Here is a 19,692-nt window from a genome sequence, read left to right as displayed (position 1 = left end):
GATCATGCCCCACGGCCGGGTCGCCGGGGGCATGCCCCGCCCGCCGGCCCGGGGAGCGGGGACCCCCGGTCACGGCTTCGGTAGCGCGTCGGAACTCGTCGGGAGCGGGTAGGAGCCCGGGTCGACGGCTCCCGGCAGACCGGCGGCCGGGCGGCCGGGGGCGTTCGGGTCGGGCAGGGACGGCTGCACGGGCGGGGGCGGGACCTGGTTGAACGCGAGGCCGGGCGGCGCCTGGACCGAGGCGGCACGGCCGGCGGCCAGCGAGCCGCGCCCCTGGGTGCCGCAGGCGGCCTGGGTTTCGAGGTCCGGCGGGCTCTGGACGGCGGGCTGGTTGCCGGTGAAGCAGTTGCCGGGGTCGGCCGAGGCGAGGACGAGGTCGACGCCGTTGCCCTCGGTGCGGTTGCGCTGGACCTGGTTGCCGCCGGCCGGGTGGCCGGCCGGGTCGGTGATGATGACGCCGGCCGCCAGGTTGCCCGTGACCAGGTTGCGTTCGACCCGGTTCGCCGTGCCGCCGCCGATCCCGATGCCGATGCCGAAGCCGCCGTCGGCCTGTTCGGGGGTGTCGTGGGCGTTGTTGTCGGTGACGGCGTTCCCGGCGATCACGGCGCCGTGCTGGGGGGCGAGGGCTTCGAGGTCGTTGGAGTTGACGGTGACGCCGACCCGGTTGCCGACCACGCGGTTGCCGAGGATGTACAGCCCGTCCGAGGAGTTGGTGAGTTCGATGCCCACGGCGTTGCGTTCCACCGTGTTGCCGCGCACCAGGGTGTCGCAGGGCTTGCACTGGCCGACGTAGATGCCGGAGTCGGCCCCGCCGGACGCGTAGGAGTCCTCGATCACCCCCGCCCGGGCGTCGAAGGCGTAGATGCCGTACAGGCCGTTGTTGTAGGCGGTCACGCGGGTGGCGCGGAAGCCCTGGACGGCGGGGAAGCGGGTGGTGTCCAGGGGGTTGTAGGCGGAGCCGCCGGCGCCGCGCTGCTGCAGCTTCTCGTCGGTGACGCCGGTGAACAGCACGCCGTTGGCGAGGAAGCCGTGCACGGTGAGGTTCTCCACCACCGAGCCGGGGGCGGTCACGGTGACGCCGTTGACCAGCCGTACGCCGCCGTCCAGGACCACGGTGTTGCGGTCGGTGCCGCGCAGCACGATGCGGGGCTTGGCGATCCGCACGCTCTCCTGGTAGGTGCCCGGTGAGACCAGCACGGTGTCGCCCTCGCGGGCGACGTCCACGGCCTTCTGGATGGTCGGGAAGTCCTGCGGGACCCGGACCACGGTGCCGTCCGGGTGGTGGGCGTCGGAGGAGGGGTCGGCGGTGGAGGAGCAGCCGGACAGGGCGAGGGCGGCGGCGGTGAGAAGCGCGGGGAGGCCCCGGAGCGAGGTCCGTCCACGGACCGGTCGGGAATCGGAGTCGAGTTGACGGATAGTCAAAAGTTGCATAAGGGGTGTTCTATCGTCTCCAATGTCGGTCATGCATGCCGAAACCGGAAAGGCGCGGAAAGAACCGGGAGCTGCCGGAAGCGGTGTCGACCGAAGGGTGCTGATCGCGGGCGGCGGTGCGGGGCTGGCCGCCGGGATCGGTGCCGGGCTCGTCGCGCTGGGGCGCGGGCGGCCCGCCGCTTCGCCCCCGCCCCCCTCCGCACCCGCCGCCGTTCCCTTCCACGGCGAGCGGCAGGCCGGGGTGACGGCCCCCCAGCAGCCCGCCACGGTGCTGCTGGCCCTCGACCTGGCGCCCGCCGCCACCTCGGACGGGCGCGCCGTACTGCGCTCCCTGCTGGGCGAGTTGACCCGGGTGCTCGCCGAGGCGGCCGGCGGCACCTCGACGGACCCGCGCCTGCGGGGCGCGGAACCGGCACAGCTCACCAGCCTGGTGGGGGTCGGCCCGGGGCTGGCCGCGCGGCTGGCCCTGAACGTGCCGCCCGCGCTGGCGGACGTCCCGGCCTTCCCCGGCGACCGGCTGGACCCGGCGCGCGGCGGCGGGGACCTGGTGGTGCAGCTGTGCGCCGCCGACCGCTGGCCGCTCACGGTCCTCGCCGAACTCGTCGGCGCGGCGGGCAGGTCGGCGGGGGCGGGCGTCCGCTGGACCCAGTCCGGCTTCCTGGCCCGAACCGCCCCGGGCACCACGCCGCGCAACCTCTTCGGCTTCAAGGACGGCACCGCCAATCCGGACGAGACGGCCGCCCGCCAGTGGGTCTGGGGCCCGCCCGGGCCGTACGAGCACGGCACGGTGCTGGTCTACCGCCGGATCCGGATGGACACCGCCGCCTTCGCCGCCCTCCCCGAGGACCGCCGCGACCTCGCGATGGGCCGCCACCTCACCGACGGCACCCCGCTCACCGGCACGGCCGAACACGACGACCCCGACATCTACGCCAAGAACCCCGACGGCTCCTACGTCATCCCCAACACCGCCCACGTCCGCCTCACCAGCCCCCGGCTCGACGCCGGCGCCCGGATGCTCCGGCGCGGCTACAGCTACGACGACGCCCCGGACGACCGGGGCCTGCTGTTCTGCGCCTTCGTCCGCGACCCGGCCCAGTTCAGCAAGGTGCAGGAGCGGCTGGCGGCGAAGGACGCGCTCAACCCCTTCCTGGTGCACACGGCCTCGGCGGTGGCCTACGTGCTGCCGGGGGCGCGGGAGGGCGGGGTGCTGGGCGAGGGTCTGTGGGCCTAGCGGGCCGTGCCCGGCGGGCTGTTGGCCCCGGTGATCGGCGGCGGGGCCGCGTGGCAGACTGGCGCGATGGATCATCAGGTGGAGCAGCCGCTGAGCGGCGGGAACGTCAGCGCCGGTGTCGTCCGGGTCGGGGACACCGTGCGCCGCCCGGCCGGGCCGTGGACGCCCGCCGTGCACGCGCTGCTCGCGCATCTGCACGCGGTGGGGTTCCGGGGCGCTCCCCGGCCGCTCGGTCTGGACGACCGGGGGCGGGAGGTGCTCGACTTCGTACCGGGCGAGGTGGTCTGGCCGGACCGCTTCGCGCTGGTGGAGCCGGTGGAGCGGCTGGCCCGCGTCGCCCGGTTGATCCGCGAGTTCCACGACGCCGTACGGGACTTCACGCCACCGCCGGACGCCCGCTGGCAGGTGCTGATCCCGGCGGACGAGCACGAGATCATCGCCCACCACGACCTGGCCCCGTGGAACCTGGTGGCCGACGGCGGGGGCGGCTTCGCCTTCATCGACTGGGACGCCGCAGCCCCCGGCTCCCGGCTGTGGGACGTCGCCTACGCCCTGCACGGCTTCGTCCCGCTGTCGGCGGATCCGGTCTGGCAGCGCGCCGACGCCGGGCAGCGGGTGCGGGTCTTCGCCGACGCCTACGGGCTGGACGAGGGCGAACGGCGCCGCCTGGTCCCGCTGTTGGGGCGTCGCACCCGCTCCATGCACGACTTCCTGCGGGAGCAGGCCGGACGGGGTGTCCAGCCCTGGGCGCGACTGTGGGCGGAGGGCCACGGGGAGATCTGGTGCGGCGACGCCGACTGGATCGAGCAGCGGCAAGTGCACTGGGAGCGAGCCCTGTTGGACGGATGAGGCCGCTCCCGGGGGCGTGTCCGACAATTCGCGTCGCGCGCCCGGCGGGAACGGTCGGACAGGCCCGGATCACCAGGTGACGGGGACGGCGGCCGGGCCGCGCGTGGTGGTGCCGAGTTGCCAGGGGAGCCGGTCGAGCGGGGTGGTGAGGCGCAGGCCGGGGAGGGCGGTGGCCAGGCGGCGGAGGGATTCGCGCATCTCCAGGCGGACCCGCCAGGCGCCGATGCAGTAGTGCGGGCCGGCGCTGAAGGCGAGGGTGGGGGCGGCGAGCGGGAGGTCGAGGTCGGCGTCGAGGCCGTCGGGGTGGACGGCGGGGTCGCGGTTGGCGCTGCCGATGCTGACGGCGAGGACGGCGCCGGCCGGGATGGTGACGCCGCCGAGTTCGATCGGCGCGGCGGTGCGGCGGGCGGTGGTCTCGTCGTCGCCGAGGGGGATGAAGTGGAGGAGGCGTTCGACGGTGTGCTCGGTGATGCCCGGGTCGGCCAGCCGGGGCCAGTGGTCGGCGCGTTCGCCGAGGAGGTAGACCAGGGCGTTGCCGAGGGCGCCGGTGACGCTCTCGTTGCCACTGGCGGTGAGGCCGAGGACGAGGAAGGCGAGCGCGTCCTCGGGGACGCAGCCGTCCTGGTCGGCGGCCCGGACGAGTCGGCTGACCAGGTCCTCACCTGGTTCGCGCCGTCGACGCTCGATCAACTCGCGGGTGAAGGCCTGGAGTTCGGCGATGGTCTCGCCGTTGTCCTCGCTCGGGTCGCCGCCCTGGGCCAGCAGGGCGAGGGTCCAGCGCCGCAGCCGGTCCTCGTCGAGGTGGTCGGGACCGTCGCCGTCGAGTCCCATCAGCCGGGCGGTGACCGCGTAGGGCACCGGCCGGGTGAAGGCCGCGACCAGGTCGGCGGGGGGCCCGCCGGCCACCAGCGCGTCCACCGCCTGCTGGACGGCCGCCGCGACCCAGGGCTGCCAGTCGGCGACGGCGCGCGGGGTGAAGGCCTTCTGCACGGTGGCGCGCAGCCGGCGGTGGGCGGGGCCGTCCTGGTTGAACAGGGAGGCCGGGTTGGCGGTCACGTCCGCGGTGTCGCCCGCGGGCCCGACCTCGTGCAGATCGGCCCGGGTGACACGGGGGTCGCCGAGGGCCTGGCGGACGTCGTGGTAGCGGGTGACGAGCCATGCGGGGGTCCCGTCCGGGAGGGTGGTCGGGTGCGGCGGCCGGGCGGGGCTGAAGGGCAGCAGATGGAGTGGCGGGAGCGGGGTGTCGGTGTCGGGGGCGGCGGTGGACATGGATCCCTTCGGGAGTGGGTGGGCCTGTAGGGCGCGAGCATCCAACTGTCGTATTTTCTGAGGGAATTGATCCCTTCAGGTGGTTTTCCCGTTATGCCCGATGGTACGCGCCCGAACCCGGTTCGAGGTCTCACCGCCCCCATTCGGGCGCCGGGTCGGCCGGCAGCAGCGGCCGCAGCGCACCCAGCACCGCGCCGATGCAGGCGTCGCGCAGCTCGGTCCGGGTGCAGCTCTGCTCCGACAGCCAGTCCACGACCAGCACCCGTACGAACACCAGCCAGCTGCGCAGGACTTGGGAGACGGCCCGGCGCGCGCTCGCGTCCGCGAGCGGCAGCACCCCGAGCAGGCGGCCGCGCAGGGCGTCCAGTTCCTCGGTGATGATGGTCTGGATCACCGGGTCCCCGGCGAGGACGCGGTTGGCGGCCAGCACGGCGTGCCGGTTGGCGATGAAGTGGTCGAGGTGGGCGTCCATGCCCTGGACCAGCTGCTCGACCAGGGTGTCCGCCGGGTCGAAGCGGCTCTTCACCAGCAGGTCCCCGGCCGCCTGCCGGTAGACCTCCGCGAACAGCTCCTGCTTGCCGGCGAAGTGCTTGTAGAGCAGGGCGCGGGACACCCCGGCCTGCTCGGCGACCTCCTCCATCAGCACGTGCTCGTAGGGCCGGGCGGCGAAGGCCCGGGCGCCGACGGCGAGCAGCTGGGCGCGGCGCTCGGTGGGGGACAGGCGCTTTCGGCGTTCCTGGACTGACATGCCGGACAGGTTACTTGACACGTGTCTACCAGCCGGCGCTAGCTTGGTAGACACGTGTCAACCAAGGCCTGACGACAGGTCAGGCGGACCGGTAGTGAGGTGATGGGCTCATGGCGAGGACACTGCGGGTGCTCGCGTGGATCATGGGGGTCGCCTGTGTGGCGATCGGGCTCTTCCACGTACTGGGCGGGAACGCCGCGATCCCCGGGATCGCGGACCCCGGCCCGACGGTCGACAGCTTCGGCCGCTTCATGGGCGCGATCTTCGCCGGGTACGGCGCGGCCTGGATCTGGGCCGCCCGGCAGGCGCCGGTGCCCGCCCGGGTGGTCCGGTGGCTGACGGCGGTGTTCCTGCTGGGCGGCCTCGGGCGGGTGCTGGCGATCGCCGTGGACGGGTGGCCGCACGGGTTCCAGGTGGTGCTGATGGTGATCGAACTCGGGCTCTCGCCGGTGTACTTCTGGCTCGCCGACGCCGACGAGCGGGCGGTCCGGGCCTGAGTGGCCGGACGGTCAGAGGGCGAAGGTCCGCAGGTGGTCGAGGACGGTACCCGCGTCCGCCGTCGCCCCGGTGAGCGAGACATGGCCGTCCGGCCGGACCAGCACCACGGCGTCCCCGCGCAGCCCGTACGCGCGGGCGGCGTGCCCGTCCGGGTCGAGCACGGCGGCCCGGCGCAGCCCGGCGGTGGCGGGCAGTTCGGCCAGGCCCGGGTGGTCGCCGAAGGTCAGCAGGGTGAAGTGCGGTCCGCGGAAGAGGTCGAACAGCCGGGTCGGCGTGCCGTCGGCGGTCGCGCAGGGCGCGTCCGGGGCGCGGTCGCCGGCCCGGACGCCGGTGGCCTCGTCGAGGTCGCGGCCGAGCGGCCCGCCGCGGTAGTCGAGGGAGAGTCCGGTGAGGTCGGCGCCCTGCGCGGCCAGGGTGCGGAACTGGTCGGTCAGCGCGCCGGCGCCGTTGCCGGCGAACGCCGTCCTGTGGTGGGCGGAGGTGGCGGCGAGGCTCGCCCGGGCGACCGGCAGCCGCTCGTCCTGGTAGCTGTCGAGCAGCGCCTCGGGCGCGCCGCGCAGCACGGCGGCCAGCTTCCAGCCGAGGTTGTGGGCGTCCTGGATGCCGTTGTTCATGCCCTGGCCGCCCGCCGCGGACTGGCAGTGCGCGGCGTCCCCGGCGAGCAGGACCCGGCCGTCGCGGTAGCGCTCGACCACCCGCACGGTGGGGCGCCAGACGGTGGACCAGATCGGCTCGTGCATCCGGACCCCGGGCAGGCCGGCCCGCTCGGCGAAGAGCCGGCGGAAGGTGTCCAGGGTGGGGGCGGGCAGCTCGCCGTGCCCGTCCGGTTCGACGGCGGCGTGCACGGCCCACGTGGCGTCCTGCCGCATCGGGACCAGCGTCATGGCGCCGGCCCCGAACTTCGGGTGGTTCCAGAGGTGCATGTGGTCGGTGTCGAGGCCGTCGACGTCCATCGAGGCCATGATGAAACGCTCCTCGTCCCAGGTCTCGCCGAGGAAGGGGATGCCGGTCAGCTTGCGGACGGCGCTGCGGCCGCCGTCGCAGCCGACCAGGTGGCGGGCGCGCAGCCGGGTGCTCCGGCCGTCCCGTCGGACGGTGGCGCGCACGCCGTCGCCGTCCTGGGTCCAGCCGGTCAGCTCGGTGCCGGTCTCGACCGTGACGCCGTACTCGGCGAGCCGCTCGCGTAGCACGGCCTCGGTCTGGTGCTGGGCGAGCAGCAGCATGCCCGCGTACGGGCGGTCGGGGGTGGCGGGGTTGCCGGCCCCGGGGTCGACCTCCTGGAGCAGCCGGTCGCCCTCGTAGACGCGGAGCTTGAGGTTGAGCACGCCCCGGTCGAGGATCCGCTCGACCACCCCGAGGTCGTCGAAGACCTCCAGGGTGCGCGGGTTGACGCCCTTGCCGCGGACGCCGGCGGTGCGGAACTCCCGGTCCCGCTCGATGATCCGGCAGGCGACCCCGGCGCGGGCCAGTCCGATGGCGAGCGTGAGACCCACCGGGCCGGCGCCGACCACCAGGACGTCGGTCGCGGGTGCGGTGTCGTTCGTGAGTGCGGCGTGCATGACGAACCCCCTGATCTCGGCCGTAAGATACGGCGCGTTTCTTGATTTCGACTGTAAACTGCCCTCGATAAGAAACGCAACGTATCTCCGAGGATGGGTGCGGGATCCAGTGGTGAGTGACAGAGCGGGTACGGCCGGCTCGCGGCGGCGCGGCGACGAACTGGAACGGGCGATCCTCGACGCCGTCTGGGCCGAACTCGCCGAGCACGGCTACGACCGGCTCACCATGGACGGCGTAGCCGCCCGCGCCCGTACCAGCAAGCCGGTGCTCTACCGCCGCTGGTCGAACCGGGTCGAGCTGGTGATGGCCGCCCTCGGCCGCAACGCCCCCGACTACCGGGAGCCGCCGGACACCGGCGACCTGCGCACCGACCTGGTGCGGTTCCTGGGCGGTCTGCTGCACCGCTTCGACGACCTGCCGATGGACGCCGTCCACGGACTGCTGGTCGACCTGATGCGCGTCCCCGAGCTGCGCGGCCGGTTCCGCGGGGAGCTCGTCGAACACGGGCCGGTGAACAGCCTGGCCGCGATGATGCACCGGGCCGCCGAGCGGGGCGAGATCGACCCGGCGCGGCTCACCGCGCGCGTCGTGGCGCTGCCGCTGGACCTGCTGCGCGACGCGTTCCTGATCGAGGGTGTCGTGCCGTCCGACCGGGTGGTCGCCGAGGTGCTGGACGAGATCGTCCTGCCGCTGCTCAGGGCGCCTTGCGGGAGCTAGGCTTCGATTCCGGTCGAACGTACGTCCGCGAGGAGGGCCCGAAGCACATGAGCGGCACCGTGGTGGCAGTCAGCAGCAACGCCGAGTACTCGTTCAGCAAGCCGAATCGGGAGGGCATCACGCTGCTCGCCGGACTCGGCGTGGAGGGTGACGTGCACGCCGGGGTGACGGTCAAGCACCGCTCGCGCGTCGCGCAGGACCCGACCGTGCCCAACCTGCGCCAGGTCCACCTGATCCACCGCGAACTGCTCGCGGAACTCGGCGAGTCCGGCTTCGACGTGGCGCCGGGCGCGCTCGGCGAGAACATCACCACCGAGGGCCTGGACCTGCTCGGCCTGCCGGTCGGCGCGGTGCTGCGGATCGGTCCGGAGGCGGAGGTGGAGGTCACCGGCCTGCGCAACCCGTGCGCGCAGATCGACAACTACCGGACGGGGCTGTTGAAGCAGGTCGTCGGGCGGGCGGAGGACGGGACGATCGTGCGCCGTGCCGGGATCATGGGCGTCGTCCGGGCGGGCGGGCCGGTGCGGCCCGGTGACGCGATCGCCGTGGAGCTGCCGGAGGGTCCGCACCGGCCGCTCGAAAGGGTCTGACACCCGCTCGGCGATCCCTCCGATGCCCCTCTGATACCCCCACCCCGTAATGCGGCAGGCCCTCCGGTGTGACCGGAGGGCCTGCCGTCGTATGCGCCGGTATCAGGACCGGACCAGGCGGGCGATGGCCTGGTTGGCCTCGCGGATCTTGCTGTTGGCCTCCTGGCCGCCCTCGGCGATGGCGTCCCGGACGCAGCATTCGATGTGCTCGTCCAGGAGTTGGAGAGCGAAGGACTGCAGGGCGCGGCTGGCCGCGGAGACCTGGGTGAGGACGTCGATGCAGTAGGTGTCCTGCTCGACCATGCGCTGCAGGCCGCGGATCTGGCCCTCGATGCGGCGGAGCCGCTTGAGGAAGTCGTCCTTGTGGGGGCTGTAGCTGGCCATGGCCGTCTCCGGTTCCTGTGCGGTGAGGAGTGTTCCCACTCTACCGGGGCGCGGTGGGAGGGGAGTCGGCCCGGACGTACGGGGGTGCCGTCCGGGCCGGCGGCCGGTCAGCCTCAGCCGTCGAGGCGGCCGACCAGGTCGTAGCCGGCCTCGTCGATGGCGGCGGCGACGTCGGTGTCGGCGAGCGGCCGGGTGCTGTCGACGGTGACCCGGCCGGTGGCGAGGTCGACCGCGACCTCGGTGACGCCGTCGACCTTCTTCAGCTCGGCGGTCACCGAGGTGACGCAGTGGCCGCAGGTCATGCCCTTCACCTGGAAGACCGCGCGCTCGGCGGTCGCGGTGGCGGGGGCCTTGGCGGCGCCGGTGCCGCACGAGCCGCAGCAGGAGGAGGCCTCGGTGGCGGAGGAGTCGACGGTGACGGTGGTCTCGCTCATGGTGTGCTCCTGTCGGTCGGTGCGCGCGATGCCTTCCGGAGTGGTCCGGGCGGCTGCTTCACTGAGAACATACCATACCCCCCTAGGGTAAGTAGAAGAGTTGACGCGGCCTCGGTTCCGCTGCGGGGGCCCGGCCTCGGCCCGGCCTCAGCCCGGTGTCGGCCCGCAGGTGAGCAGGTACGGCGCCAGCGGCCCCAGCGCGATCAGCGCCACCGTCACCAGCCGCACCGCGAACCGCAGCCGGGGCGCCGGGCGCAGCAGCCGCCGCATCCGCAGCAGGGTGCGGGCGCCGCCCGCCGGAAGGGTGGCGGGGGAGGGCCGCAGCGCGCCGACCTCGCACATCGCCGCCGCCAGGTCCTCGGGCCGGCAGGTGCGGGCCGCCCGGTCGTCGGCGAGCATCTCCAGCAGCGGTGCCACGTGCGCCCGCAGGCCCCGGCCGAGCGGCAGCGCCCGGAAGGCGTCGGCGAGGCCGGCCCCGGCCACCAGCAGGACGTGGTGCCGCCCGGCCAGGTGGGCGCGCTCGTGCTGGACGACGGCCCGCAGCTGGCCGTCCGTCAGCTGGGCGACCGTCCCGCTGCTGATCACCACCGGCCCCCGGTGCAGGCAGTACGCCACCGGCACCGGGTGGTCCAGCAGTACCGCCCCGAGCTGCGGGTCGGGCCGCCCGGCGAGGGTGAGCCGGTCCAGGTGGGTGGCCCGGTCGTGCCGGGCCCGGCGGGCGGCGCGGACGATCCGGGCGAGCGGCCAGGCCGCGCCGAGCACGATCGGGACCAGGACGGCCGGCCCCTCGGCGCCGGAGACCGGCGCCCCGGGCTCGAACAGCGCCAGCAGGCCGTGGGCGTGCGCCCGGGAGCCGGACAGCGCGAGGTGGTACCCGGCCAGCGCGACGGCCACGGTGAAGGTCGCCGCCAGCCCGAACCAGGCCGCCAGCGCGAGGGCCGGGGCCCGCTGCGGCCACGCGGCCCGGGCGAGCGCGCCCGGCAGGGCCGCGCCGACCAGTCCGGCGTACAGCGCGAGGAGGAACGCCGCCAGGGCGGTCATTCGGCGCGCTCGGCCAACAGCGTCTCCAGCGCGGCGCGCAGTGCCTGCTGCTCCTCGGGGGTGATCTGCTCGGCGAAGGCCGCCAGGGCGGTGGAGCGGTCGGGGCTGGAGGTGAGGGCGTCGGCCATCAGCGCGGCGGTGTACTCCTCGCGGCTGCGCACCGTCTCGTACAGCCAGACCCGGCCTTCCTTGCGGCGGCGCAGGTGGCCCTTGTGGTAGAGGATCTCGGCCACGGTCATCACGGTGGTGTAGGCGATCTGACGGTGGGTGTTGAGGTCGTCCACGAGTCTGCGCACCGTACTCGGGTCGCCCCAGGACCAGAGCCGGTCCATGATCTCCGCTTCGAGTTCGCCCAAGCGCCGCATCTTCGGTGCTCCCCTCGCCGTGGTGGTCGTCGCGTCCGTCATGGTAGGCGGTGGGTCGGCCGAGGGGGAGGGAGAACTACCAAAGGGGGGTGGGGTATGTGCAGGACGTCACAGCAAAAGCCCTGTCAGCCCGAGGAATCATCCGGGCATTTCGGGATACCCCTTGCCAGTACCCGGGGGATCGGGCTCATTCTGGCGCCATGACGACTCTCGAACCGGCCGCGCCGGCGGCCGTCCCGACCTCACTGCCCTCCATCGACCCCCGCACCCTGGTGGTGCACGCCGCCGCCGAGGGCCGGACCGGCCCGCTGAGCGTGCCGATCCACCAGACCACCGGCTTCGCCTTCGACGACGCGGACGCGATCGCCGCGGCGATGGCCGGCCCGGAGGGCGACTTCGTCTACACCCGGCGCGGCAACCCGACGGTGCGCGCCCTGGAGCGGGCGGTGGCCGCGCTGGAGGGGGGCGCGGCGGCGATCGCCTCGGCCTCCGGCATGGGCGCGATGAGCGCCGTGCTGCTGTCCCTGCTCCAGCCGGGCGATCACGTGCTGGCCCAGAAGTGCCTGTACGGCGGCACCTACTCGGTGCTCGCCGACCTCGGCCGCCGCTACGGCATCGAGACCAGCTACCTGGATGCCGAGCACCCCGGGGAGATCGCCGCCGCCCGGCGGCCCAACAGCCGGCTGCTCCTGCTGGAGACCATCGCCAACCCGACCACCCGGGTCTGCGACCTGCCCGCACTGCTGGCGGCCGGCCGGGCGCACGGGCTGCTCGGGGTGGTGGACAACTCGCTGGCCTCGCCGCTGCTCTGCCGTCCGATCGAGCACGGCGCGGACGTGGTGGTGCACTCCAGCACCAAGTACCTGGCCGGGCACAGCGACGTGCTGGGCGGGGTGGCGGTCTTCGCCGACCGCGAGCTGCACCGCGCCGTGTGGACCCGCGCGGTCGAGCTCGGCGCCACCCCGGACCCGTTCGCCGCCTGGCTGACCATCCGAGGGCTGCAGACGCTGGCGGTGCGGATGCGCGCGCACGGTGAGAACGCCGCGCTGCTGGCCGGCAGGCTGGCCGCGCACCCGGCGGTGGCGGCGGTGCACTGGCCGGGCCTGCCGCAGCATCCGGACCGCGCGGTGGCGGACCGGCTGCTGGACGGCTACGGCGGGATGCTCTCCTTCGACCTGGCCGGCGGCCGGGAGGCGGGCCGCCGCTTCATCGGGGCCGTCCGGCTGGCCCGCCTCGCGCTGTCCATCGGCGGGGTGGAGACCCTGGTGACCCATCCGGCCTCCACCTCGCACCGCGAACTGGGCGACGAGCAGCTCGGGGCGGCCGGGATCGGCCCGGGGACGGTCCGGCTGTCGGTCGGCATCGAGGACGCGGAAGACCTCTGGCGCGACCTCGGGCAGGCCCTGTCGGACCTGGTCTGACACCTTCCCTGCCGGTCGGGTCCCGGTGCTTTTCCTGACTCTCCCGTTCTTTTGGGTTGACCAAATCATTGGCCGTGCTTACGGTGAGGGAGTCTCAACAGCCCGCGCCGGGGTCCGTGCGTCCAGTGCCGCCCGGTGCCGACGGCAGGGGAATCCGTGTACTTCTTCGAGGACTTCAAGCCCGGCGACGCGTTCGAACTCGGCACCGTGACCGTGACCGCGGACGAGATCGTCGCCTTCGGCGAGAGGTACGACCCGCAGCCCTTCCACGTGGACCCGGAGCTCGCGGCCGCCTCGCCGTACGGCGGGCTGATCGCGAGCGGCTGGCAGACCGCCGGCCTGTTCATGCGCCGCTACGTCGACGGGCTGCTCGCCGACAGCGCCTGCGTCGGCTCGCCCGGCGTGGACGAGATCCGCTACCACCGCCCGGTCCGGCCCGGGGACGTGCTGACCGCCCGGGTGCGGGTCGTCGGTGCCGCCCCCTCGCTCGGCCGGCCGTCCACCGGGATCGTCCAGCCCCGCTGCGAACTCACCGACAGCGAGGGCCGGTTGGTCTTCAGCATGATCCTGCACAGCATCTTCGAGCGCCGCCTCACCCGGAACGGCGGCGGCACGCCGCTCTCCGTGGACCCGGTGCACCCGGGCCCCGCGCAGCCCGTCCCGGCGGCATGGACCCCGGCGTGAAACGCGGCGTACCTCCCGACGTACGCCCCGGCGCGAACCAGCCCCCACCAGTCTCGATCCAGGGAGCCCACCCCATGGCCATGGAAGCAGTCTCGAAAACCGCCCAGTGGACGGCCGCCGCCCGCGCGCTGGAGTCCGAGCGGCCGGACGCCGTCTTCGTCGACCCGTACGCCCGCACCGTCGCCGCCGACACCGGCTTCACCCTGCTGGAGCGCTACGCGGGCGCCGGCACCGTCGAGTACCTGGCCATCCGCACCGGCTACCTCGACCGGGCGGTGGCCGAGGCGGTCGCTGGGCAGGGCATCCGCCAGGTGGTCTTCGTGGCCACCGGGATGGACACCCGCCCGTTCCGGCTGGACTGCTGGGCCGAGGGCACCAAGGTCTACGAACTCGACCGCCCAGCCCTGCTGTTGGCCAAGGACGAGCTGCTCGGCGGGGTCGAGCCGCCGGCCGGCCTGACCCGGCACCCGGTGGCCGTGGACCTCGCGGGGAAGTGGACCGAGCTGCTGCTGCTGGCCGGCTTCCGCCCGAACCAGCCCACCCTGTGGGTGATCGAGGGCCTGATGTTCTTCCTCGCCGAGGAGGACGTGCGCCGCCTGCTGGGCACCGTCCGCAAGCTCTCCGCCGACGGCAGCGTGCTGCTCGGCGACTTCGCCAGCCGGGTGTCGCTGATCAACCCGATGGCCCGGCCGTTCCTGTCCGCGCTCGCCGAGGACGGCGCGCCCTGGCGGTTCGGCACCGACCGGCCCGAGGAGTTCCTCGCCGAGTGCGGCTGGCAGGCCCGCGAGGTGCGCCAGCCCGGCGATGAGGGAGCCGAGTTCGGCCGCTGGCCGTACCCGGTGGTGGCCCGCGACGTGCCGGGCGTGCCGCGGTCCTTCCTGTTCACCGCCGACCCGGCCTGATCAAGAATCCTGAGCCCCGGAGGTTCCCCATGACCACCCCCTTCCGTGACCGGGTGATCGACGACGCCGCCGCGGCCGTGCGCGGCCTGACCGTCGCGCTCGGCGAACGCCTCGGCCTCTACCGGGCACTGGCTGGCGCCGGCCCGCTCACCGCCGAGGAGTTCGCCGCCAAGGCTGGGTTGGACCGGCGCTACGCCGCCGAGTGGCTGCACGCCCAGACCAGCGCCGACTACCTGGTGCACGACCCCGCTGAGGGCAGCTACCTGCTGCCCGAGGAGCACGCCGCCGTCCTGGCGGACACCGACGACCCGGCCTTCGTGGCCGCCTTCTTCACCGCCCTCAAGGCCCTCTACGCCACCGAGGACCAGCTGGTGCGCGCCTACCGCGAGGGCGGCGGCGTCGAGTGGTCCGACCACGACGACGCGCTGGACACCGGCATGGGCGCCTTCTTCCTGCCCGGCTACCGGGCGAACCTCGTCCAGCACTGGCTGCCCGCCCTGGACGGCGTGACCGACCGGCTGCGGGCCGGCGGAAAGGTCGCCGACGTCGGCTGCGGGGTCGGCCACTCGACCCTGATCATGGCCCGGGCCTTCCCGGAGGCCGAGTTCACCGGCTTCGACTACTCCGCCGCCGCCATCGAGCACGCCCGCGAACTGGCCCGGCAGGCCGGTCTCGCCGAGCGGGTGCGCTTCGAGGTCGCCCCCGCCGACGCCTTCCCCGGCCGGGACTACGACCTGGTCAGCTACTTCAACGTGCTGCACGACCTCGGCCACCCCGTCCCGGCCGCCCGGTGGGCGCACCAGGCGCTGGCGGAGGACGGCGTCTGGATGATCGTCGAACCCAACGCCCGCGCCGCCCTCGCCGACAACCGCAACCCGGCCGGCCGGATGTTCATGAGCCTCTCCGCCGTGATGTGTCTGCCGGTGGCCGCCGCCCAGCAGGGCCCGCACGCCCTCGGCAACCACTCCGGCGAGCAGGCGCTGCGCGCCATCGCCGAGGAGGCCGGCTTCACCCGCTGGCGCCGCGCCGCCGAGACCGCCGTCAGCGCGGTCTACCAGGCCCGCCGCTGAGACCCCTCGGTCCCCTCGGACCTCTCGACCAGGAGTGACCCCCATGACCACCGCGCCCGAGCTCCGTGTCACCGATCGCTTCCGCGAGCTCCTCGACCGCCTCTCCCAGAAGGCCATCGACGACTACTACAACCCGTACCAGCGCTTCGAGTGGCCCGAGAGCCTCGAAGAGGACCAGTGGTGGATGAGCCCCGAGCTCATCTCCCCGGCCGGCACCGCCGAGCTGGAGAAGCTGGACGAGGCCACCCGCAAGCGCCTCTCCAAGTGGGAGAGCATCAACTTCTACAGCCTGAACGTGCACGGCATCCGTGAACTCCTCATCGAGGTGGTCAACCGGATCCACATGCCGGGCTTCGAGGTTCCCTCGGACTTCTTCCACCACTTCATCGGCGAGGAGAACGAACACATGTGGTTCTTCTCCGAGTTCTGTCTGCGCTACGGCGGCAAGATCTACCAGCCGCCGGCGTTCAAGCTCGCCTCCCCGCGCCACGAGCCGGAGGTGGAGAACTTCCTGGTCTTCGCCCGGATCCTGTTCTTCGAGGAGATGGTCGACCACTACAACATGGCGATGGGGCAGGACGAACGGCTCTCCCGCACCATCCGCCAGGTCAACGCGATCCACCACGAGGACGAGTCCCGGCACATCGCCTTCGGTCGCGAACTGGTGGCCCACCTCTACGGGTTGATGTGCGAGAAGGTGGACGGGAGCCGACTGCGCGAGGTCGAGGCGTACGTCAAGCGGTACATCGTCTACAGCCTCAACTCCTTCTACAACCCGGAGATCTACCGGGACGCCGGGATCGCCGACCCGCTCGCCCTGCGCGCCGCGATCATCGCCGACCCGGGCCGGCGCGAGGCCGAGCGGCGGGTGATCCGCAAGCCGATGGCCTTCTTCCGCAAGATCGGCCTGTTCACCGACGACACCCTGCCGGTCGGCTGAGCCCCCTGCGATCCCCGAGCTCCCTGCGAGCCCCCTGTTGAGAACCCACGACCACCGAGACCCCACGAGGTACCGATGAGTCCCATCGAAGCACCACCGGTCCAACCGGTCCAACCGGTCCAAGGAGCCGAGCCGGGCGGCCTGTTCGCCCTCGGCCCGGAGGCCACCGCCCTGCTGCGCCTGCTCGACGACACCTTCGCCGGCTGGGGCACCCGGGCCGGGGCAACCCCGCTCACCATGCCGGCCCTGCTGCCCGCCGCCGACCTGGCCCGGCTCGACTACTACGACAACTTCCCGCACCAGGCGATCCTGGCCGCCCCGCTCGACCTCGACGCGCGCGCCGGGCACCCCTTCGACGCCGCCGCCGGCACCTTCCCGCACCAGGCGCTGGAACCGGCCGCGCTGGCCCTGCCCTCGGCCGCCTGCTACGCCGTCTACCTGCACCATGCCGGCCGCGAGCTCGCCGACGGCACCCTGGTCACCGTGGTCGGCCGGTGCTTCCGCAAGGAGACCGAGTACCACGACCTGCGCCGGATCCTCGGCTTCCACATGCGCGAGGTGATCGCCATCGGCTCGCGCGAGCACACCGAGGCGCACCTGAGCGCCTTCACCGAGCGGATCACCTCCTTCGCCGAGGCGCTCGACCTGCCGCTGCGCAAGGAGGTGGCCACCGACCCGTTCTACGACCGCGGCGGCGCCCGCCTGCTGCTCCAGCAACTCTCGCCGGTCAAATGGGAGTTCCTGTACGACGGCCTGGCGATCGCCTCGGTCAACGTGCACCGCAACTTCTTCGGCGAGCGCTGCGGCATCACCGTCGCCGGTACCGGCGAGGCCGCCTTCACCAGCTGCGCGGCCTTCGGCCTGGAGCGCTGGCTCTCCGCCCTGACCCGCCGGCACGGCAGCTGGGAGGCGGCCACCGCCGCCGTCGAGCAGGCCGCCCGGCAGGCCGGTACGGCGGTCTGAGATGACCGCCGCCGCGGAGCCCGGGCCCCCCGCCGGCTGGGCCCACCTCGGCATGGACATCGTCTCGGCCGGACGGGTGCGCGAACTGCTCGGTGAGCACGGCGAGTCGATCCTCGCCAAGCTGCTCACCGGAGGCGAACTGGCCGACTGCCGCACCGAGGACGGGATCAACGTGCTCGCCGTGTGCGGCCGGATCGCGGCCAAGGAGGCCGCCTTCAAGACCCTGCGGGTCGCCGACAGCATCCTGCCCTGGCTCGACATCGAGGTCCGCAAGGCCGCCGGCGGCTGGCCGCTGATCGAACTGCACGGCCGAGCCGCCCGGTTGGCCGCCGAGGCCGGCATCAGCGGGATCACCGTGAGCATCAGCCACGACGTGGACTACGCCGTCGCCGTCGGCGCGCCGATCCCAGCCGCCTGAGCCCTCGAATCCACTGCCCCCACCCCCACTCGCACCACGACAAAGGAGTACGACCGTGTCCGACACCCTGCAGCCGATCAAGGCCTGGATCCTCAAGCGCCACCCCGAGCGGACCGACATCGCCCCCGACCTCGACCTGATCGAGAACCGGCTGATCGACTCGCTCTCCTTCGTCGAGTTCGTCTTCCTGCTGGAGCAGGTCAGCGGCCGGAAGATCGACATGACCGCGCTGGAGGTCGACCACCTGCGCACGCTGCGGATCATCGAGGAGCGCTTCCTCACCGCGGCCGTCCACTGACGCTCGGCGAACGCGCCCGGGCCTGTCTTCGGACTCCCGCAGGCGGGAGTTCGAAGACAGGCCCCCGGGCAGGACGCGGCCGCCGCCCTCGTCCCGAGCGGCGGCCGCGTCCTCCAGCGGCTCTCGACCTGGCCTCAAGTCGGCCTTGTACCAGTGCTGTTGCGGTCGACGGGCAGGATGGGCGCGGCCGCCCGCGTACCGGGCCGGCCGCAGTCCCGGACAGCCGACCGACCCCACCACACGAGGTGACAGCCATGGACCAGATCATCCGGAGCGGCCCGCGCGGCCTGCGCGAGATCCTCGCGGCGGGCGAGCGGACGTACTCCTTCGAGTTCTTCCCGGCCAAGGACGAGGCCGGCGAGCGCGCCCTGTGGGCCGCGATCCGGCGGGTGGAGGCGGTCGCGCCGACCTTCGTCTCGGTCACCTACGGCGCCGGCGGCTCCTCGCGGGACCGCACCATCGGGACGACCGAGCGGATCGCCGCGCAGACCACCCTGCGCCCGGTGGCCCACCTGACCGCCGTCGGCCACTCCACCGCGGAACTCCAGGCCATCCTGCGGCGCTACGCGGACGTCGGGATCCGCGACGTGCTCGCGCTGCGCGGCGACCCGCCGGGCAACCCGAACGGCGCCTGGGAGCCGCACCCGCAGGGCCTGCGCCACGCGATCGAACTGGTGCACCTGGTCAAGGAGTTCGGTGCCTTCTCGGTCGGCGTGGCGGCCTTCCCGGAGCGCCACCCGCGCTCCACGGACTGGGAGGACGACATCCGGCACTTCACCGCGAAGTGCCGGGCGGGCGCCGACTACGCCGTCACCCAGATGTTCTTCGAGATCGAGCACTACCTGCGGCTGCGCGACCGGCTCGCCGCGGCGGGCTGCGACACCCCGGTCATCCCGGAGATCATGCCCGCCACCGACGTCCGCCAGATCGCCCGCTTCGCCGAGCTGAGCGGCGCCTCCTTCCCGGAGGGCCTGGCCGGGCAGCTGGAGGCGGCCCGCGGCGACCGCGCGGCGGCGCACCGGATCGGCGTCGAGCACGCGACCCGGCTGGCCGAGCGGCTGCTCCGGGAGGGGGCGCCCGGCCTGCACTTCATCACCCTGAACCGCTCCACCGCCGCCCTGGAGATCCACCACAACCTCGGACTTGTCCGAGGGCTGGACCGCCTCCCGCGGGAGCGCGAGGCCCGGCCACTGATCAGCAGTCCTATCTGACGGGAGAGCCCCATGATCACCACCCGCGACCCGGCGCGCCCGGGCAGACTCCTGCGCACCGAGCGCGAGACCCTGCTGCCCCTGCTGCGCGACACCCCGCTGGAGCGGTTCGAGCTGCCCACCGCCTGTCCGGACTGGACGGTGCGCGAGCTGCTCGCCCACTGCGGCGCCGCGCTGATGCGCATCGTCGAGGGCCGACTGCCCGGCTTCACCCCCGAGCACAACGCCGCCGACGTCGCCGAGCGCGCCGACTGGCCGGTGCGGCGGATCCTGGACGAGCTGGAGTCCGGCATGGCCGAGGCGGGCCCGGCCATCGAGGCGGCGGACGGTGAGCTGGACGTGATCGCGCTCGGCGAGTGGGTGCACGCCGGGGACGTCCGGGAGGCGCTCGGCGTCCCCGGGGCGTACGAGAGCCTCGGGACGGAGGACGCGCTCGCCCTGCTCGCCACCGTCAGCCGCGAGCGCCTCACCCCGCGGGTCTGCGCGGTCACCCCGTGCGGGGACTGGGTGATGGGCAATGTCGTCGACGGCCGGGCGGTGGCCGAACTCAGCTGCGACGAGGGCACCTTGATCAGGATGTACACCGGGCGCCCGGTCCGGCCGGAGCGCTACCGGCTGGCCGGGGCCGTCCGCGAGGAGCTGGTCATCTACCGGTAGGTGTACCG

23 protein-coding genes are annotated in these 19,692 nt (G+C 73.5%); 15 read left to right on the top strand and 8 right to left on the bottom strand.

Annotated features, from left to right (window positions below; all coding sequences use genetic code 11):
- Window positions 1-69: 69 nt before the first annotated feature.
- On the bottom strand, window positions 70-1,431 hold the full coding sequence (locus ACGF12_RS07755) for a nitrous oxide reductase family maturation protein NosD (RefSeq protein WP_393026972.1): 1,362 nt from the start codon (window positions 1,429-1,431) through the stop codon (window positions 70-72).
- A 97-nt stretch (window positions 1,432-1,528) separates the two neighbouring features.
- On the opposite strand from ACGF12_RS07755, the gene ACGF12_RS07750 reads away from it, so the two are divergent.
- Both ACGF12_RS07750 and ACGF12_RS07745 read left to right on the top strand, forming a co-directional pair.
- Window positions 1,529-2,665 (top strand): Dyp-type peroxidase, encoded by a 1,137-nt coding sequence (locus ACGF12_RS07750; RefSeq protein ID WP_393026970.1) that lies wholly within the window; start codon window positions 1,529-1,531, stop codon window positions 2,663-2,665.
- 66 nt (window positions 2,666-2,731) lie between these two features.
- On the top strand, window positions 2,732-3,514 hold the full coding sequence (locus tag ACGF12_RS07745) for a phosphotransferase enzyme family protein (protein ID WP_393026968.1): 783 nt from the start codon (window positions 2,732-2,734) through the stop codon (window positions 3,512-3,514).
- A 69-nt stretch (window positions 3,515-3,583) separates the two neighbouring features.
- On the opposite strand, the gene ACGF12_RS07740 is transcribed toward ACGF12_RS07745, so the two are convergent.
- Together ACGF12_RS07740 and ACGF12_RS07735 are read right to left on the bottom strand one after the other, a co-directional pair.
- Entirely contained in the window at window positions 3,584-4,783 is a 1,200-nt protein-coding gene (locus ACGF12_RS07740; RefSeq protein ID WP_393026966.1) for a cytochrome P450, read from the bottom strand.
- Between the two features lie 130 nt (window positions 4,784-4,913).
- Window positions 4,914-5,531, bottom strand: a complete 618-nt coding sequence (locus ACGF12_RS07735; protein ID WP_393026964.1) for a TetR/AcrR family transcriptional regulator — start codon at window positions 5,529-5,531, stop codon at window positions 4,914-4,916.
- 110 nt (window positions 5,532-5,641) lie between these two features.
- Between ACGF12_RS07735 and ACGF12_RS07730 the strand changes: the two genes are divergently transcribed.
- The gene (locus ACGF12_RS07730) at window positions 5,642-6,028 is read left to right on the top strand and encodes a DUF4345 domain-containing protein (protein ID WP_393026962.1); all 387 of its coding nucleotides are present in this window, start codon (window positions 5,642-5,644) and stop codon (window positions 6,026-6,028) included.
- A 12-nt stretch (window positions 6,029-6,040) separates the two neighbouring features.
- Here ACGF12_RS07730 and ACGF12_RS07725 read toward each other — a convergent pair whose 3' ends face one another.
- A complete protein-coding gene (locus ACGF12_RS07725) occupies window positions 6,041-7,588 on the bottom strand; it encodes an FAD-dependent monooxygenase (RefSeq protein WP_393026960.1) in 1,548 nt (515 codons plus the stop codon).
- 112 nt (window positions 7,589-7,700) lie between these two features.
- On the opposite strand from ACGF12_RS07725, the gene ACGF12_RS07720 reads away from it, so the two are divergent.
- Complete coding sequence (locus ACGF12_RS07720; protein ID WP_393026958.1) at window positions 7,701-8,306, top strand: TetR/AcrR family transcriptional regulator; 606 nt, start codon at window positions 7,701-7,703, stop codon at window positions 8,304-8,306.
- Window positions 8,307-8,353: 47 nt separating this feature from the next.
- Window positions 8,354-8,896, top strand: coding sequence for an MOSC domain-containing protein (locus ACGF12_RS07715; protein WP_393026956.1), 543 nt, complete (start codon window positions 8,354-8,356; stop codon window positions 8,894-8,896).
- Between the two features lie 102 nt (window positions 8,897-8,998).
- On the opposite strand, the gene ACGF12_RS07710 is transcribed toward ACGF12_RS07715, so the two are convergent.
- From ACGF12_RS07710 to ACGF12_RS07695, 4 genes are all read right to left on the bottom strand, one after another.
- Entirely contained in the window at window positions 8,999-9,280 is a 282-nt protein-coding gene (locus ACGF12_RS07710; RefSeq protein ID WP_380613096.1) for a metal-sensitive transcriptional regulator, read from the bottom strand.
- Window positions 9,281-9,393: 113 nt separating this feature from the next.
- Window positions 9,394-9,714 carry a heavy-metal-associated domain-containing protein gene (locus tag ACGF12_RS07705; RefSeq protein ID WP_393026954.1) on the bottom strand — a complete coding sequence of 107 codons (321 nt, stop codon included), beginning with the start codon at window positions 9,712-9,714 and terminating at the stop codon, window positions 9,394-9,396.
- Between the two features lie 147 nt (window positions 9,715-9,861).
- Window positions 9,862-10,755: a M56 family metallopeptidase gene (locus ACGF12_RS07700; protein ID WP_393026952.1), complete on the bottom strand. Its 894-nt coding sequence runs from the start codon at window positions 10,753-10,755 to the stop codon at window positions 9,862-9,864.
- Window positions 10,752-11,120: a BlaI/MecI/CopY family transcriptional regulator gene (locus tag ACGF12_RS07695; RefSeq protein ID WP_393026950.1), complete on the bottom strand. Its 369-nt coding sequence runs from the start codon at window positions 11,118-11,120 to the stop codon at window positions 10,752-10,754. The genes ACGF12_RS07700 and ACGF12_RS07695 overlap by 4 nt, the downstream gene beginning before the upstream one ends.
- A gap of 200 nt (window positions 11,121-11,320) precedes the next feature.
- On the opposite strand from ACGF12_RS07695, the gene ACGF12_RS07690 reads away from it, so the two are divergent.
- From ACGF12_RS07690 to ACGF12_RS07645, 10 genes are all read left to right on the top strand, one after another.
- Window positions 11,321-12,541 (top strand): trans-sulfuration enzyme family protein, encoded by a 1,221-nt coding sequence (locus tag ACGF12_RS07690; protein ID WP_393026948.1) that lies wholly within the window; start codon window positions 11,321-11,323, stop codon window positions 12,539-12,541.
- Window positions 12,542-12,697: 156 nt separating this feature from the next.
- Window positions 12,698-13,225: a MaoC family dehydratase gene (locus ACGF12_RS07685; RefSeq protein WP_393026946.1), complete on the top strand. Its 528-nt coding sequence runs from the start codon at window positions 12,698-12,700 to the stop codon at window positions 13,223-13,225.
- Between the two features lie 74 nt (window positions 13,226-13,299).
- Window positions 13,300-14,127 carry a class I SAM-dependent methyltransferase gene (locus ACGF12_RS07680; protein WP_393026944.1) on the top strand — a complete coding sequence of 276 codons (828 nt, stop codon included), beginning with the start codon at window positions 13,300-13,302 and terminating at the stop codon, window positions 14,125-14,127.
- Window positions 14,128-14,156: 29 nt separating this feature from the next.
- Window positions 14,157-15,197, top strand: coding sequence for a class I SAM-dependent methyltransferase (locus ACGF12_RS07675; protein ID WP_393026942.1), 1,041 nt, complete (start codon window positions 14,157-14,159; stop codon window positions 15,195-15,197).
- A gap of 43 nt (window positions 15,198-15,240) precedes the next feature.
- Complete coding sequence (locus ACGF12_RS07670; protein WP_393026940.1) at window positions 15,241-16,137, top strand: diiron oxygenase; 897 nt, start codon at window positions 15,241-15,243, stop codon at window positions 16,135-16,137.
- 75 nt (window positions 16,138-16,212) lie between these two features.
- A complete protein-coding gene (locus ACGF12_RS07665) occupies window positions 16,213-17,100 on the top strand; it encodes a hypothetical protein (protein WP_393026938.1) in 888 nt (295 codons plus the stop codon).
- A gap of 1 nt (window position 17,101) precedes the next feature.
- The gene (locus tag ACGF12_RS07660; RefSeq protein ID WP_393026936.1) at window positions 17,102-17,518 is read left to right on the top strand and encodes a holo-ACP synthase; all 417 of its coding nucleotides are present in this window, start codon (window positions 17,102-17,104) and stop codon (window positions 17,516-17,518) included.
- A gap of 55 nt (window positions 17,519-17,573) precedes the next feature.
- Window positions 17,574-17,816: an acyl carrier protein gene (locus ACGF12_RS07655; protein WP_393026934.1), complete on the top strand. Its 243-nt coding sequence runs from the start codon at window positions 17,574-17,576 to the stop codon at window positions 17,814-17,816.
- 254 nt (window positions 17,817-18,070) lie between these two features.
- Window positions 18,071-19,027 (top strand): methylenetetrahydrofolate reductase [NAD(P)H], encoded by a 957-nt coding sequence (metF, locus tag ACGF12_RS07650; RefSeq protein ID WP_393026932.1) that lies wholly within the window; start codon window positions 18,071-18,073, stop codon window positions 19,025-19,027.
- Between the two features lie 12 nt (window positions 19,028-19,039).
- Complete coding sequence (locus tag ACGF12_RS07645) at window positions 19,040-19,684, top strand: maleylpyruvate isomerase family mycothiol-dependent enzyme (RefSeq protein WP_393026930.1); 645 nt, start codon at window positions 19,040-19,042, stop codon at window positions 19,682-19,684.
- Window positions 19,685-19,692 lie beyond the last annotated feature (8 nt).

The sequence above is a fragment of the Kitasatospora sp. NPDC048296 genome (assembly GCF_043201815.1).
GTDB lineage: Bacteria > Actinomycetota > Actinomycetes > Streptomycetales > Streptomycetaceae > Kitasatospora.
This window is presented reverse-complemented; position numbering and strand designations above follow the sequence as displayed.